General features: G+C 55.6%; 15 protein-coding genes. 11 read left to right on the top strand and 4 right to left on the bottom strand.

The genetic code is table 11. The features are described from left to right. Nucleotides 1-113: 113 nt before the first annotated feature. The 5 genes from clpB (at nucleotide 114) to HNR64_RS11625 (ending at nucleotide 6,857) form a co-directional block, all read left to right on the top strand. Nucleotides 114-2,702 (top strand): ATP-dependent chaperone ClpB, encoded by a 2,589-nt coding sequence (gene clpB / locus HNR64_RS11605; protein WP_204996623.1) that lies wholly within the window; start codon nucleotides 114-116, stop codon nucleotides 2,700-2,702. 142 nt (nucleotides 2,703-2,844) lie between these two features. Next, nucleotides 2,845-4,389, top strand: a complete 1,545-nt coding sequence (locus HNR64_RS11610; protein ID WP_204996624.1) for a DUF4331 domain-containing protein — start codon at nucleotides 2,845-2,847, stop codon at nucleotides 4,387-4,389. 20 nt (nucleotides 4,390-4,409) lie between these two features. After that, the gene (locus HNR64_RS11615; RefSeq protein WP_204996625.1) at nucleotides 4,410-4,628 is read left to right on the top strand and encodes a hypothetical protein; all 219 of its coding nucleotides are present in this window, start codon (nucleotides 4,410-4,412) and stop codon (nucleotides 4,626-4,628) included. A 58-nt stretch (nucleotides 4,629-4,686) separates the two neighbouring features. Then, nucleotides 4,687-5,793, top strand: coding sequence for a hypothetical protein (locus tag HNR64_RS11620; protein WP_204996626.1), 1,107 nt, complete (start codon nucleotides 4,687-4,689; stop codon nucleotides 5,791-5,793). After that, nucleotides 5,790-6,857: a HupE/UreJ family protein gene (locus tag HNR64_RS11625; protein WP_204996627.1), complete on the top strand. Its 1,068-nt coding sequence runs from the start codon at nucleotides 5,790-5,792 to the stop codon at nucleotides 6,855-6,857. The genes HNR64_RS11620 and HNR64_RS11625 overlap by 4 nt, the downstream gene beginning before the upstream one ends. A 10-nt stretch (nucleotides 6,858-6,867) precedes the next feature. On the opposite strand, the gene HNR64_RS11630 is transcribed toward HNR64_RS11625, so the two are convergent. Continuing rightward, on the bottom strand, nucleotides 6,868-7,314 hold the full coding sequence (locus tag HNR64_RS11630) for a DUF4124 domain-containing protein (protein WP_204996628.1): 447 nt from the start codon (nucleotides 7,312-7,314) through the stop codon (nucleotides 6,868-6,870). Between the two features lie 496 nt (nucleotides 7,315-7,810). Between HNR64_RS11630 and HNR64_RS11635 the strand changes: the two genes are divergently transcribed. Next, nucleotides 7,811-9,559 (top strand): acetolactate synthase 3 large subunit, encoded by a 1,749-nt coding sequence (locus HNR64_RS11635; protein WP_027874222.1) that lies wholly within the window; start codon nucleotides 7,811-7,813, stop codon nucleotides 9,557-9,559. Continuing rightward, nucleotides 9,559-10,050: an acetolactate synthase small subunit gene (gene ilvN / locus HNR64_RS11640; RefSeq protein ID WP_022959484.1), complete on the top strand. Its 492-nt coding sequence runs from the start codon at nucleotides 9,559-9,561 to the stop codon at nucleotides 10,048-10,050. The genes HNR64_RS11635 and ilvN overlap by 1 nt, the downstream gene beginning before the upstream one ends. A 58-nt stretch (nucleotides 10,051-10,108) precedes the next feature. Here the strand turns inward: ilvN and HNR64_RS11645 are convergent, their stop codons facing one another. Continuing rightward, on the bottom strand, nucleotides 10,109-10,465 hold the full coding sequence (locus HNR64_RS11645) for a nuclear transport factor 2 family protein (protein WP_027874224.1): 357 nt from the start codon (nucleotides 10,463-10,465) through the stop codon (nucleotides 10,109-10,111). Between the two features lie 98 nt (nucleotides 10,466-10,563). Continuing rightward, a complete protein-coding gene (locus tag HNR64_RS11650) occupies nucleotides 10,564-11,448 on the bottom strand; it encodes a LysR family transcriptional regulator (protein WP_204996629.1) in 885 nt (294 codons plus the stop codon). 137 nt (nucleotides 11,449-11,585) lie between these two features. Between HNR64_RS11650 and HNR64_RS11655 the strand changes: the two genes are divergently transcribed. The 4 genes from HNR64_RS11655 to trxC all read left to right on the top strand — a co-directional run bounded on the left by HNR64_RS11655 (nucleotide 11,586) and on the right by trxC (nucleotide 14,131). Beyond that, on the top strand, nucleotides 11,586-11,840 hold the full coding sequence (locus HNR64_RS11655) for a DUF2798 domain-containing protein (RefSeq protein ID WP_204996630.1): 255 nt from the start codon (nucleotides 11,586-11,588) through the stop codon (nucleotides 11,838-11,840). Between the two features lie 39 nt (nucleotides 11,841-11,879). After that, nucleotides 11,880-12,515 carry a thiopurine S-methyltransferase gene (gene tmpT, locus HNR64_RS11660; RefSeq protein ID WP_204996631.1) on the top strand — a complete coding sequence of 212 codons (636 nt, stop codon included), beginning with the start codon at nucleotides 11,880-11,882 and terminating at the stop codon, nucleotides 12,513-12,515. Nucleotides 12,516-12,558: 43 nt separating this feature from the next. Beyond that, nucleotides 12,559-13,626, top strand: coding sequence for an alpha/beta fold hydrolase (locus HNR64_RS11665; protein ID WP_204996632.1), 1,068 nt, complete (start codon nucleotides 12,559-12,561; stop codon nucleotides 13,624-13,626). A gap of 61 nt (nucleotides 13,627-13,687) precedes the next feature. After that, nucleotides 13,688-14,131, top strand: a complete 444-nt coding sequence (gene trxC / locus HNR64_RS11670) for a thioredoxin TrxC (RefSeq protein ID WP_338061850.1) — start codon at nucleotides 13,688-13,690, stop codon at nucleotides 14,129-14,131. 27 nt (nucleotides 14,132-14,158) lie between these two features. Here the strand turns inward: trxC and HNR64_RS11675 are convergent, their stop codons facing one another. Beyond that, nucleotides 14,159-14,428, bottom strand: coding sequence for a hypothetical protein (locus tag HNR64_RS11675; protein ID WP_027874226.1), 270 nt, complete (start codon nucleotides 14,426-14,428; stop codon nucleotides 14,159-14,161). Between the last annotated feature and the right edge of the window lie 11 nt (nucleotides 14,429-14,439).

Raw genomic sequence — 14,439 nt, forward strand, 5'->3', positions numbered from 1 at the left:
TCCAGTCAGGCTTGAAAGCCAGCGAAGCATCCCCATCTAGTAAGTAGAAAGACCTTATTAATAGTGCGGTTATCGCTCTGCGTGAGCGGGGCCGCATGGATGGAGAGCCGCGAATGCGTATAGATCGATTTACCAACTCACTGCAAACCGCGCTGCAAGATGCCCAATCCTTGGCGCTGGGACGCGACAACCAATATATTGAAGCCGAGCACCTGTTGGCGGCGATGCTAAAACAGTCCGGCGGCGCGGTTAAACCGATGCTCAGCCAGGCGGGGGCGAATGCCGCTGCGCTGGACGCTGCGGTTAATGACGCCTTGGACAAGCTACCCCGAGTCGAGGGCAACCCTGGCGATGTTCATGTGTCGCAGGGCTTGGCGCGGGTATTTAATATCAGCGACAAACTTTCCCAACAACGCGGCGATGCCTACATTTCCAGCGAGCTTGTGGTGTTGGCGATGCTCGAGTCGGCGACGTCGATTAGCAAAGTGATGAAAGAGGCTGGCATAGAGAAAAGCCGCCTTGAATCCGTGATAGAACAATTGCGAGGAGGGCAGTCGGTGAACGACGCATCGGCCGAGGAAAATCGTCAGGCCTTGGATAAATACACCATTGATCTGACCGAGCGCGCTGAGTCGGGCAAGCTGGATCCGGTGATCGGCCGTGACGATGAAATTCGCCGCACAATTCAAGTGTTGCAGCGCCGTACCAAGAACAATCCGGTGCTGATCGGCGAGCCGGGCGTGGGTAAAACTGCCATCGTTGAGGGCTTGGCGCAGCGCATTATTAACGGTGAGGTGCCCGAGGGCTTAAAAGACAAGCGCGTGCTGTCTCTGGATTTGGGGGCACTGCTTGCCGGCGCCAAATTTCGCGGTGACTTTGAAGAGCGCCTGAAGTCGGTGCTTAACGAACTCGCCAAGGAAGAGGGGCGGGTCATCCTGTTTATCGATGAACTGCACACCATGGTCGGTGCCGGTAAAGCTGACGGCGCGATGGACGCAGGCAATATGCTCAAACCTGCGCTGGCGCGCGGTGAGCTGCACTGTGTGGGCGCCACAACCCTGGACGAATACCGCCAGTACATCGAAAAAGATGCGGCGCTTGAACGTCGTTTCCAAAAAGTCTTGGTGGACGAACCCTCTGAAGAGGACACCATCGCGATTCTGCGTGGCCTGAAAGAGCGCTATGAGGTGCACCACGGTGTCGACATTACTGACTCCGCTATTATTGCGGCGACCAAGCTGTCGCAGCGATACATCACCGACCGCCAGTTGCCGGATAAAGCCATCGACCTGATCGACGAAGCGGCCAGCCGCATTCGCATGGAGATCGACTCCAAGCCCGAGGTGATGGACAAGCTGGAGCGCCGCTTGATCCAACTGAAAATTCAGCGTGAAGCGGTGAAGAAAGACGACGATGAGGCGGCGAAGAAGCAACTCGCCTTGCTCAATGCCGATATCGATAAAGTGGAAAAAGAGTTCGCCGATCTCGACGAAGTTTGGAAGGCCGAGAAGGCGACCCTGCACGGCAGCGCGCAGATTAAGAGTGATCTCGAGCAGGCTAAGCTGGACCTGGAGGCCGCGCGTCGCAGTGGCGACCTAACAAAAATGTCGGAGCTGCAGTACGGCGTGATCCCCGATATGGAAAAACGTCTCGCATCGGCAGATGCCGCAGAGCACGGCGAAATGCAGCTGCTGCGTAATAAAGTCTCGGACGAGGAAGTCGCCGAGGTGGTATCGCGCTGGACAGGGATTCCCATCAGCAAGATGCTGGAGGGCGAAAAAGACAAGCTGCTGCGCATGGAGGAGGCGCTGCATAAACGCGTTGTCGGGCAGGGCGAAGCGGTGGACGCCGTTTCCAATGCGGTGCGCCGCAGTCGCGCGGGCCTGAGTGATCCGAATCGCCCCAATGGCTCGTTCCTGTTCCTGGGGCCAACCGGTGTGGGTAAAACCGAGCTGTGTAAGGCATTGGCAACCTTCCTGTATGACAGCGAAGAGGCGATGGTACGTATCGATATGTCGGAGTTTATGGAGAAGCACTCCGTTGCTCGCTTAATTGGTGCGCCTCCGGGCTACGTCGGCTATGAAGAGGGCGGTTACCTTACTGAGGCGGTGCGTCGTCGCCCCTATTCGCTGTTGTTGCTGGATGAGGTTGAAAAGGCTCACCCCGATGTATTCAACATCCTGTTGCAGGTGCTTGACGATGGCCGCCTGACCGATGGTCAGGGCCGCACGGTGGATTTTCGCAACACCGTGATCGTGATGACCTCGAACTTAGGCTCCGATGTGATCCAGGAAATGACACGCGGCGGTAGCGACTACCCGGCGATTCGTTCCGCGGTGCTCGACGTGGTATCCGGCCACTTCCGTCCAGAGTTTGTTAACCGCGTCGATGAGCTGGTGGTATTCGAGCCGCTGGGCAGAGAGCAAGTGCGTGAAATCGCGCATATCCAGCTGGGAATACTCAATAAACGGTTGGCAGAGCGGGAATTGTCACTGGTGCTCAGCGATGCGGTGATGGATCGCCTGGCGGATGTGGGCTTTGACCCCGTATTTGGTGCCCGCCCGCTCAAGCGTGCGATACAGCAACAGCTGGAAAACCCCTTGGCGCAGCGTCTGCTGCAGGGGGAGTTTACCCCGGGCCAGCAAATTCGCGCAGAAATTGATGGAGATCAACTGGCATTTAAGGCGGCTACGCTACAGTAGACCTGCGACAAAACATACCCACCCTTATCAGTTGCCCGGCTCCCACCGGGCTTTTTTTTGTCTAGGTGATCGCAATACCTAGTTGTGTCGTAGAACTCCTTTGTAAGAAAAAATAAACACTATATCTGACAGAGGTGACACTATGGGGTTAGCGTACAAGAAGGCCGTCATGCTCAGCATGTTAGGCTGCGCAGCATTCTCTTCGTCTTTGATGGCGTCAAGTCATCGGGAGGCGCCATTTATAGCGGGCTCTCCAAAAGTCGACGGTACAGATTTCTATATGTTTCGCAGTTATGAGGCAGGTCGAGAGGGATTTGTGACGCTCATTGCGAACTATCAGCCGTTGCAAGATGCCTATGGCGGTCCTAATTACTTCACGATGGACCCGCAGGCGCTTTATGAGATTCACATAGACAACGACGGAGATGCGATTGAAGACCTGACCTTTCAATTCCAGTTTGCCAACGCCTACGGCCAAGCCTCAGCGGCGGGGCTGATTGATGCGGGTAAGGTTAAAACCGGTGAGGACGATCAGGGCAATGACATTTTGGTACAGGTCCCGTTAGCCGCCGTGGGCGGTGGCAGTGGCACCAGCACCGGATTGCTGAATGTCGTGGAGAGCTTCTCTGTGGAGCTGGTTGCCGGACCACGCCGCAGTGGTAACGCGACGCCGGTTTCGAATCTGGCTGATGGTTCTACAAGCTTCGCAAAGCCGGTGGACAATATCGGCAACAAGACCATTCCTGACTACGAGGGCTACGCCTCGCAGTTCGTATACGATATTAATATTCCCGGGTGCATGTCTCCTGGCAAGATGTTTGTCGGCCAGCGCCAAGAAGGATTTGTTGTAAACCTGGGTCAAGTCTTCGATCAAGTGAATCTCAACCCTCTGGGTGCTCGAGACAGCGCTTCAAATACAATCGCTGATAAAAACGTAACGTCGCTGGCGCTTGAGCTGCCGATCAGTTGTGTGACCGCTGGCAGCGAAACCGTTATTGGTGCCTGGACAACGGCAAGCAAGCCACAGGCACGATTGCTGAACTCCAAGCCCGTTGGGCCGACTGCCTCGGCTGACGGGCAGGGGCCCAGTGTGGAGGGTGGTGCCTGGACTCAGGTGTCTCGTCTGGGTAGCCCGCTAGTTAATGAAGTCGTCATCGGGATCACCGACAAAGATAAGTTTAACGCCAGCCATCCAAAAGATGATGTCGAAAACTTCGGCGCCTATGTGTTGTATCCCACATTACCAGTCTTGGTGGATGTTCTGTTCCCCGGTGCAACGGTCGTACCCGACACCCCGCGAAGCGATTTGCTAGCGGCATTCGTGACCGGTGTTAACGGTCTGAACCAAGCCGCTGCCGCACAGCCGGGCGAAATGCTTCGCCTGAATACCGCGATTGCGCCAACGGCGTTAGTGAGTCAGGGGGAGTTGGGCTTTTTAGATTGTGACTTAGCGGGCTTCCCAAATGGGCGTCGCCCAGTCGATGATGTCGTCGACATTGCGTTAAGTGTTGCTGAAGGCGCGATTACCGCGGCCAACCCCAATGGCTTGCAGACATGTGATTTGTCAGGAGCAGCACCAGCGGTGGTGAATGCTGGCGCCGTCGTCAATGACGGGGCGAAGCCCGACCGCTTTGATTACCTCGGTGGCTTCCCCTACCTCGCTACGCCCATTGCGGGCTCACCCTGAATAATACGAGGACTTTACCTATGAAAAAGCGACTCGTAATAGCAATTGTGGCGGCAGCGGTGTCGGCGTGCTCACTTGACGACGACGGCGATGGACCTGCGCAAGCCAAGCGCGATGGCGTCTTTGCTGTCACTTTTGCACAGGCCTTTTCTCAGGAGCCGAATGACGCACCTGTGGAGGTCAACGATATTAAGCCTGAAACACTGGATAAACAGTCTTTCGACGGCTTTATTCGCTAGCCAGTCTACTGGCAGGCAGGGGCAGCTGGGCTGCCCCTTTTACTATTGAGTAAATAATATGAAAGGACTCATCCTTACCGCTTTTATCGGCTTTTTTAGCGCGAGTATATACGCCTTCCCCCCCGCGTCCTGGCCCGCGCCGAGTACCGAACTAATTACCGTTGAGGCTAAGACTGAGTCTGTGGATAGTGCGGATCGACCGCCTGCAGAGCAGCTGGCTCAGGTGCAAGATTATCTTCAGCGATACCGACGTGAGGGTAACCCCCGGCGATTGGGTGAGGCCAGCGGCGTATTAGCCAAATTAGAGCCGCCTACGACTCTTTCTCCTCTTCTGAAATGGCGATTTCATTTTTTAACGGCTCAAATTGCTGAGAGCCTTCACAAGTTTGACGAGGCCCAGCGAGGTCTCGAAAGTGCATGGCAAGTGCTTAGCAATGCAGGCGAGGCTGAAGTCGATGGCCCCTACGAGCAAACGCTGCTTGCCCTCATGAATTTGGCCGTTGTGCGAGGTGAATACAACGCTGCGAAATCGCACTGTGAGAAATTGGGCGTCGTTAGTCCATCGTTGTATTTCCAAGCATGCCGCGAATACTTGCGCGGTCTCACCAGTGATACTGAGCAAGCTTTCGAGGCGCTGCAAGGTCTCGTAAGAGCAAAAGTGCTGCAAGGCACAGGCCCCGAATTACATTGGTCATTGGTCAGCCTAGCTGACTTGGCTGACCGGGGGCGCCGTGCAGATGCGCTCTCGCTATGGCGCTCCGCCGCTGCGCTGTCGCCAGGTGATCAATACGTGCGTGATCGTTTTTGCCTTGCGGCATTGCAGCAGCGTGAGTACGCGTTGGTACTGGAGATCAGCGAGGGAGCGCTCTCAGATGGCGTACTCACTTGTCGCGCGGTCGCGCTAAAAAGTCTGGCGGCAACCAACGAAGGCGATCATAAAAAGCAGTATTTACAGCTCAAGGAAGAACTCCTCGAAAAGTTTGAGGATGCTCAATGGCGCGGGGAGCGGCTCCACAAGCGTGCTTATGCGCACTTTTTGCTCGATGTTGTAGACAAGCCGCAACTGGCTTTGCGTGTTGCTAGCAGTAATTGGCAAGAGCAGCGCGAATGGCCGGACGAGCAGTTACTGGCGCGCAGTCGTTCGGCAGAGGGAGTACAACAATGAGTCGGTGGTTTGCTCTCTTTCTTTGCTTTGCCAGTACCAGCTTATTTGCGCATAAAAATAGTGACAGTTATCTGTATATAGCTTCGGAGCAATGGCGGCTAGATATTGCTGTGGAAGATCTGCAGCGAATCTACGATCTGGATACAAACCCAGTGGATGGACGGGTGACAGCCAAGGAGCTTCGCGGTGCGGCGATGGGGCTTGAGGCATCTATTCTAAAAGGTATCCGTGTAACGCGGGAAGGCGGCGATTGCCCCCTCAAATTACAGCGCCTGGGCGTAGCGAGCCACAGCGGCGAGTACTATGCAGCATGGGGGCTTAAGTCACCTTGTTTTGCTGAGCCAGACAGGCTGACGCTGAATTACGACTTGCTCTTTGATGTCGATCCACTTCACAGGTTGCTCTACCGAAATGATGTGGCAGAGCAGTCGCTACTCGGTGTACTGACACCTTCCGAAAGTGCCCTGACTTTGCAGTCTCATGGGCCCTGGGCGACCGTTTCCGCCTTCTTCAAGGAAGGTGTCCTGCACATGGTGTTGGGCTATGACCACCTTCTTTTCTTGTTGGCTTTGCTATTGCCTCTGGTGAGGGCATCCTCCTCAGATGAGTCGCTTAGACCGTTGCTATGGCGCTGCGCAGGCGTTGTGACGGCTTTTACGGTTTCTCACAGTATTACGTTAACTGCGGCAACCCTCGGGTGGTGGCAGTTGCCTATCCAGCCCGTTGAAATAGTCATCGCACTATCAATAAGCGTCGCGGCGTTGGTCGCCTTGTTCGGCGAACACCACCGGTTTCAATGGCAGCTGGCGGGGGTGTTTGGGCTCATTCACGGCTTTGGCTTTGCCAGCATGTTGGCCGGGTTAATGGATGAGGGCAGCAGTGCGGTTCTGGCATTAGCCAGTTTCAATATTGGTGTGGAAGCTGCGCAATTAGCGGTAACGGTGGCTCTGGTACCGCTTCTGGTGTACTGCCAGAAAAAGCCCCTTTATACCCGCTGGGGATATCCCGCTATATTACTGACGGTCGCCGCTGTAGGGTTGTGGTGGGCGTGGCAACGCATTTAAAACACGGCTGTTATTCGCAGTGCACTTTAATCGCGTCTTGAGCACGCAGTTTTTGCACTTCAATCTCTTCCTGCGTCAGGTAGCGGACTTCGCCATTCTTCCCGGTCGCGCGAATTCGCGCCCCGGCGGCATTCAGGGATTGCATATTGCTCTTCGCCTGCTGGCAAATTGCCGGGTCCTTGGGCGGAAGCACTTCCATTTTTGCGTCCGGGGCTAAGTCCTGCTCGGACTCAGGTGGGGGCGTTGTTGAATCGTTAGCGCTTTCAGTCGCGGCTGAGCGTTTGCCGGTTTGCGATTCGATAAACTCGTAGGCTTTCCCTACCGGGGGTTTTTGGCTGAAGTGCACCTCGCCCTCTGCATCGGTCCAGCGGTAGTAACCGGACTTGGCCGCAAGGGCGGCGTGGCTGGTCAATAAGCTCACACTTATCAGGGATAAAAACAGCAAATTTCTGCGCATATTCAGCGGCCACAACAACATAATTGATGGGCTGATTATGGCAGATTCTAGCGGGGCCGCAAAAAGCGCTGTCACAAAACCACAAAACAGCCAGATTGCCAGAAAAAACACGGTCTTGGCGCACCCATTGCCTTGACAAAAAACAGGTGAGGTTAAAAAATATACCGTCCTCCCAATTAGGGTGGCGATGGCTGTTTTCCGCGCTGCTTACCTGCGGCCAATATACAGAGTGTGACTAAAGCTGTTGCACTGCTACTCAAGGTAGTTCCATTCACTCTGCAGACACATGACCTGTGTTGCGAGATTGCCCGCTTTGCGTACCCCGCAAAGCAAAGATAGCCGCTAGCAGCGGCATTAGGCGATTCGCCCGAGCACCAGCAAATGTGCTCGGAAGGTATGTGTTTCGGCATCTAGGCGTTCACATTGAGCGTTTCCGGTGGGCAGCCGGAGGCGTGGCGACGGAATTTAAGTTTCAAACTGAAGCGAGGGTCTTTCAGTGGAGTTGTTATCTGGCGGCGAAATGATCGCACGTGCTTTGGAAGACGAAGGTGTTGAGTTCATCTTCGGCTATCCCGGCGGTGCGGTATTACATATTTACGATGCGCTTTTCAAAAGTTGTAAGGTGCCGCATATTCTGGTGCGCCATGAGCAGGCGGCCACCCATGCGGCAGACGGTTATGCCCGTGCCACGGGTAAACCCGGTGTGGTGCTGGTGACATCCGGCCCCGGAGCCACCAATGCCATTACCGGTATTGCCACGGCGTATATGGATTCTATTCCAATGGTGGTACTTTCCGGGCAGGTGATGAGTCACCTGATCGGTGAGGATGCCTTCCAGGAAACCGACATGCTCGGTATTTCGCGGCCGATTGTGAAGCACAGCTTCCAGGTGACGAAAACCGAAGAAATCCCCGAGATGATCAAGAAGGCGTTTTATATCGCCTCCAGCGGTCGCCCCGGGCCGGTGGTGGTTGATCTGCCGAAAGATCTCACCAACCCCCATGACAAGTACGAGTACAACTACCCGAAGAAGGTGAAGCTGCGTTCCTACACGCCAGCGAGCCGTGGGCACAGTGGGCAAATTAAAAAGGCGGCGAGCTTGTTGCTGGCGGCCAAGCGTCCGGTTATTTACGCGGGCGGTGGTGTGGTGCAAGGCAATGCCTCACCGCAGCTGCGCGAGTTGGCCCAGGAGTTGAACTTCCCTGTTACCAATACGCTGATGGGCCTTGGTGCCTATCCTGGCAGTGATCGCCAGTTCCTGGGCATGCTCGGGATGCACGGTTTCTATGAAGCCAATAACGCCATGCATCACAGCGATGTGATTCTGGCGGTGGGCGCGCGCTTTGATGACCGGGTGACGAACACCACGAGCAAGTTCTGCCCGGGTGCCAAGATCATTCACATCGATATTGATCCGGCGGCGATCTCTAAAACGGTCAACGCCGATGTTCCCATCGTTGGCCCCGTCGATTCGGTGTTAACTGAATTGATTGCGCTGGTGCGTGAGCTGCGTGCCGAGGAACCAACGCTGCCGGATCAAGACGCGCTGGGTCACTGGTGGAAGCAGATCGACGAGTGGCGTGACCACCACGGCCTGTGGACGGCGCCGCGCTACGATACGACAACGCCCTATATCAAGCCTCAGCAGGTTATCGAAACGTTGTGCAAGGTAACCGGTGGCAAGGCCTTTGTGACCTCGGACGTAGGTCAGCACCAAATGTTTGCCGCGCAGTACTACAAGTTCGACGAGCCGCGCCGCTGGATCAACTCCGGTGGTTTGGGAACCATGGGCTTTGGCCTGCCAGCCGCGATGGGTGTTAAGTTGGCCTTCCCGGATGCGGACGTTGCCTGCGTTACCGGCGAGGGCAGTATTCAGATGAATATTCAGGAGCTGTCTACCTGTGCGCAGTACAAGATTCCCGTGAAAATCTTGAACTTGTACAACGGCTACTTGGGCATGGTTAAGCAGTGGCAGGACATGCAGTACGACGGTCGCTACTCAGAAAGTGTCTATGAAGACTCATTGCCAGACTTTATCAAGCTGGCCGAGGCCTACCAGCACTCGGGGGTTAAGGTCACGCAGCTGAGTGATCTGGAAGAGGCGATGAAAGAAGTCTTCGCCCGCAAGAATGAGTTGGTATTCATGGACATTCATGTCGACCCGCACGAGCACGTGTATCCCATGCACGTGGCCCCGAATGGCTCGATGCGCGACATGTGGTTGAACAAAACGGAGCGAACCTAATGCGGCGGATTATTTCAGTACTTATGGAAAATGAGCCCGGCGCACTGTCGCGTGTTGTCGGGCTGTTCTCTCAGCGCGGCTACAACATCGAAACGCTGAATGTGGCGCCGACTGAAGACCCAACGATGTCGCGGCTAACGCTGACAACGATTGGCGACGATCACAAGATAGAGCAGATCACCAAGCATCTCAATCGCTTGGTTGATGTGGTGAAGTTGGTCGATTTGTCAGAGGGTGCGCACATTGAGCGCGAGCTGATGTTAGTGAAAGTGCGGGCGACAGGTGCGCAGCGCGCCGAGATCAAGCGCTGCACTGACATCTTCCGCGGACAGATTGTCGACGTCGGCCCCAGTGTCTACACCATTCAGGTGACTGGCGCAGCGGACAAGCTGGACTCCTTCCTGGAGGCCGTTGGCGAAGCTGCCATTATGGAAGTAGTGCGCAGTGGTGTGTCGGGTATTGCCCGCGGCGAGAAAGTGTTGAGTTTGTAGTTGCGACTTGGCCAGTAAAAAAGGCGCCCTTAGGCGCCTTTTTTTTCGGTTGGAATGATTAGCTGGCCATATTTTCCGGGCCCCAGAAGGCGCGCATAGACACGACTTTGCCTTCGGCATTAAATTTGAACACATCAATCACATCGATACTCATGCCTGGCCCCTTCACTTGAAAAGGGAAGGCCACTTCGCTGCCTGCACAGCGCGGCGTGCCGCTCAGTTGCAATTTAATCCCTGCGCTGAGTGCGCCCTCATAAAATGCCACAATCGCGTCGATACCATTGTGAATGTCGCTTCCCACGGGGTCTTCGACTGTCGCATCGGCGGCGTAGAGTTCTTTAATAATGTTGATGTCCGCCGTTTCAAAGGCATCGACATAGCGCTGCACGGCATTCAGTTTATCTTGGACTTCCATAGTGGGCTCCTGTCAGTGATTCGCCCAGTATAATGATGGCCTCTCGGCACCGTAATGACGAATACGGTCAAGGCATTGCCGATGGCGTGCCGCGTGTTTCAGGACAAGTGGCGCGCGATATATTCAGCCATATAGTCACGCAGGCACTTCGCCTTGGCGCTCAATAGGCGGCCGCTTGGCCACACCGCAAAGAGCTCCCGCGGCTCCCCCTGCCACTGGCGCAACACCTGCACCAGCTGTCCGGAGTCGAGCTCGGGTTTCACCTCGCTGAGCGGCAGCAATGTGATCCCCTGCGCGTCGACAGCCATGTATTTGGCGAAAGTGGTGTCGTTAAACTGTGCGACAAAACGCGGGAGGATCTCCTGAAGGCTCCCTGTCTCAACGTGGCGCAGTGTCCATTTGCTGGAAATGGTGGTGCCGACTAAGCGGTGGTCTTTCAATTCGCTGGGGTGCTGTGGCTCGCCGGCTTTGTTCAGGTAGCTGGCTGCCGCCACTACCACCTTATCGATCTGCCCCAGCTTCTTTTGATACAGCGACGAGTCAGCTTGAGGGCCGATGCGCAGGGCGATATCTGCCTTGGTTTTAATCATATCCTGTAGCTGGTTGCTCAGTTGCAGCTCGAGCTGAATGTCGGGGTAGTCGCGGGTAAAGCCCAGCCACATGGGACGCAGTGTGCCGTGAGAAATATTGCTTGGCGCGAGGACCCGCAACTTTCCGCGCAGCTGTTGCATGTCACTGCGCAGCTGCTGCCGTGTTTGGTCAAATTGTTCAATTAATTCGGCGTAGGCGTGGTATAGCGCCTCGCCGTCGACGGTGAGCACGCATTGGCGGGCTGAGCGCTGCAGCAATTTATACCCCAGCTGGTATTCCAATTTTTGCAGTCGACGGGTCACCGTGGCTGGCGGTAGCCCCAGATGCTTGGCTGCATTGCCGAGACCGCCCTGCTGAGCGATATGGACAAAAAGTGCGATATCGTCATACATATATAATTTCAAATATGAAATATAAGCTTATTAAACTTCGTATAGTTCCTTAAATGGTAGCTGTCTTATCATAGGCGTTATGCCCTTGTTGGGCAAAAAAATCTACGCCGAGCAACCTGCTCGCAAAGGAGGACGCCGTGATACCGCAACGATACGCTGGCTATGTGTTTGCTTTTATCATGTCAGGGGTGATGTCGCTGTTTATTTCCCTGATCAATATTGGCGCGGTCGACGGTATTGTCGGTATTTGGCTGCGCGCCTGGGCGTTGGCATTTACGGTGGCTTTTCCCACGGTAACGGCGGTGTCACCGTTGGTTCGCCGCCTGGTGGTGATCTGTGTTGAAGCACCAAAGTCCGAGGCGAATCCCGGTGGTGTGCCGGGGTCAAATTGATAGCGCGGTAGTCGCCGCGCGTGTGGAAGAGGTAGGGAAATGGACGCGGAGTTTTGGCACAAAAAATGGGCGGATAAAGATATCGCTTTTCATACGTCGGGGGCGAACCCGATGCTGGAGCGTTATTTCTCTGCCTTGGCCCTGAGCAAAGGGGCGCGTATTTTTCTGCCCCTGTGCGGGAAAACACGTGATATTGCGTGGCTTCGACAGCAGGGGATGCACGTCGCTGGCGCTGAATTAAGTCGCATTGCCGTCGAAGAATTATTCAGTGAGCTAGGTGAAACCCCGGTGATCTCCGAGCTCGGCGAGCTCAGCGTCTATGCTGCCCCCGGGTTGGATATCTACCTGGGTGACATCTTTGCGTTAACGTCGCCTTTACTCGGGGTGGTTGATGCCATTTATGATCGAGCCGCACTGGTCGCTCTGCCAACAGAAATGCGCGAGCACTATACCCAGCATCTCATTCAAATGACCGATGCGGCCCCGCAGTTATTGGTGAATTATGACTACCAGCAAAGCGCGATGCCGGGGCCGCCATTCGCCATTAGTGACGACGAGCTAAATAGGCACTACGCGCAGCGCTATACCCTTGAGCCATTGCACTGCGAGTCGGTGCCTGGGGGACTCAAGGGGCAATGCCCCGCACAGGAGAAAGTCTGGCTGTTGACTCCCTGAGGTTGGGGCGGATGCTAAACGCTGCAACCAGAGGGTGATGGTCATGGCCGGCACGCGCCAGCAACGGGTCGAGGTTAACGGGATTCACTTACACATTCGGTGTCAGGGAGAAGGCCCCTGGGTTGTGCTTTGCCATGGTTATCCCGGTCATTGGTCAAACTGGCGCAGCCAAATGCAGGTTCTGGCCGATGCTGGTTATACCGCTGTGGTGCCCGATATGCGCGGCTACGGTCAGAGCAGCCGCCCAGATGACGTCTCGGCCCATAACATGAACCAGCAAATTGGCGATATGTGCGGCTTGCTGGATGCGTTTGGTATTCAACAAGCGGTGTTTGTCGGGCAGGATTTTGGTGCATCACTGGTGTGGAATCTCGCCCTCCGGCAGCCCGAGCGCGTTCGGGCTGTGGTCGGTATTAGCGTGCCCTTTGATCACGATTACTACGGCCGCAGCTGTATGGGGCATTTGCCTGACGCACAACTGCAGGCGCTCAATGCCGACTCCCTGCTGGTAGCATCGCCACTACATCCGCCCAGTGTGGGTTTTGCTGCAATTGCAGAGCAGCAATTTTTACACGCGCAGTATTTCCAGCGCCCCGGTGTGGCCGATCGCGAGCTCGGCCATAATGCCAGCGAATTTTTACGTCGCATATACTGGGCGTTAAGCGCCGAGGGCAGCCTCGGCGATTGGGCGAGCTTCCCCTCCCAGGGCACCGCGTATCTGGATGTGCTGCCACCGGCGCCGAGCCTGCCGTGGCCGTGGATGAGTGAGAACGATATGGCGGTCATCGTCGACGATTATCTGCGCGCCGGTGCCGATAACGCCTTCAGTGGTGCCTTGGCAAGCTACCGGGTGGCCGACGAAAATTGGCACATCGGCGCGGCCTACGCTGCGCAGAATATTACTGTACCTGCACTTTTTATTGCCGGTGAATCCGACCCCGTGGTGGCCTCGTTAGATGATGAGATGGTCGCGAGAATGCGTCAGCGTATTCCCGATTTGCAGCCACTCGTTCTGGTGCCGGATGCCGGTCACTTCGTCCAATTGGAAAAGCCAGAGCCAGTAAACAGCGCCATTAGCGCGTTTTTAACCTTGCTCGCGGCAGGGGCGTGAGCCACTTGAAATCCGGTTTTTCGTCCCGATAACTACTGTTGTGGATGAAAGAGGAATTGTCGTGACGGCGAGCCAACAACTGCCATGCCCTGCGTGCGGGGCGATCAATCGTATACCCGACAGTCGTTTAGATGACGGCCCGGTATGCGGAAAATGCCGTGCGCCATTATTAGATGGACAGGTCGTCACGGCGGACAGCGCAACCCTGCAGCGCTTCCTACAGCACAGTAGCCAGCCGGTAGTTGTGGATTTTTGGGCGCCGTGGTGCGGCCCCTGCAAAAGTTTCGCGCCGGTGTATAGCAGCGTTGCCGCAGAAGAAGCGACGCGTGCGCGCTTTCTGAAGGTGGATACACAGGCCCAGCAACAGGCAGCGGCAGCTTATCAAATTCGCTCCATTCCCACGTTGGTCGTGTTTCACCAGGGGCGAGAAATCGCTCGCCTGTCAGGCGCTTTGCCGAAGGTGCAATTTCAGCAGTGGCTGCGCCAGCATGTGCCCACGGCGTAGCGTGGGCAACGACTTTTTCGCGGTAAATCAGTGGGCGCTGAAGGCCTGCACGCAATAGCCTTTGTTAATGGCCTCTTGAACTTGCGGGTCCTTCTCCAAGGCGGCGTCGACCTTGATCTGCCTGCGCTTAAGCACCTTTACGTCACGAAAGCCCTCGCGCATCACAAATAGGGTTGCGAGCTGCTCTGCGCCAAACAGATCTTTAAAGTCGATGTAGACAATAAAGGGCACTTCCTCGTCTTTTTTAAACTCACCTTGGTCCTTGCGTGAGCTGGCGTTCATGGAAAAAAGAAACATCGGCGCTCTCC

The organism is Spongiibacter marinus (assembly GCF_016906995.1).
Classification (GTDB): Bacteria; Pseudomonadota; Gammaproteobacteria; order Pseudomonadales; family Spongiibacteraceae; genus Spongiibacter; species Spongiibacter marinus.

Coding starts and splice junctions, on each gene's coding strand:
- HNR64_RS11630 (WP_204996628.1), bottom strand. CDS start 7,314: ATGCGCAGAAATTTGCTGTTTTTATCCCTGATAAGTGTGAGCTTATTG.
- clpB (WP_204996623.1), top strand. CDS start 114: ATGCGTATAGATCGATTTACCAACTCACTGCAAACCGCGCTGCAAGAT.
- HNR64_RS11645 (WP_027874224.1), bottom strand. CDS start 10,465: ATGGAAGTCCAAGATAAACTGAATGCCGTGCAGCGCTATGTCGATGCC.
- tmpT (WP_204996631.1), top strand. CDS start 11,880: ATGGACGCGGAGTTTTGGCACAAAAAATGGGCGGATAAAGATATCGCT.
- HNR64_RS11615 (WP_204996625.1), top strand. CDS start 4,410: ATGAAAAAGCGACTCGTAATAGCAATTGTGGCGGCAGCGGTGTCGGCG.
- ilvN (WP_022959484.1), top strand. CDS start 9,559: ATGCGGCGGATTATTTCAGTACTTATGGAAAATGAGCCCGGCGCACTG.
- HNR64_RS11675 (WP_027874226.1), bottom strand. CDS start 14,428: ATGTTTCTTTTTTCCATGAACGCCAGCTCACGCAAGGACCAAGGTGAG.
- HNR64_RS11620 (WP_204996626.1), top strand. CDS start 4,687: ATGAAAGGACTCATCCTTACCGCTTTTATCGGCTTTTTTAGCGCGAGT.
- HNR64_RS11610 (WP_204996624.1), top strand. CDS start 2,845: ATGGGGTTAGCGTACAAGAAGGCCGTCATGCTCAGCATGTTAGGCTGC.
- HNR64_RS11650 (WP_204996629.1), bottom strand. CDS start 11,448: ATGTATGACGATATCGCACTTTTTGTCCATATCGCTCAGCAGGGCGGT.
- HNR64_RS11625 (WP_204996627.1), top strand. CDS start 5,790: ATGAGTCGGTGGTTTGCTCTCTTTCTTTGCTTTGCCAGTACCAGCTTA.
- HNR64_RS11665 (WP_204996632.1), top strand. CDS start 12,559: ATGGCCGGCACGCGCCAGCAACGGGTCGAGGTTAACGGGATTCACTTA.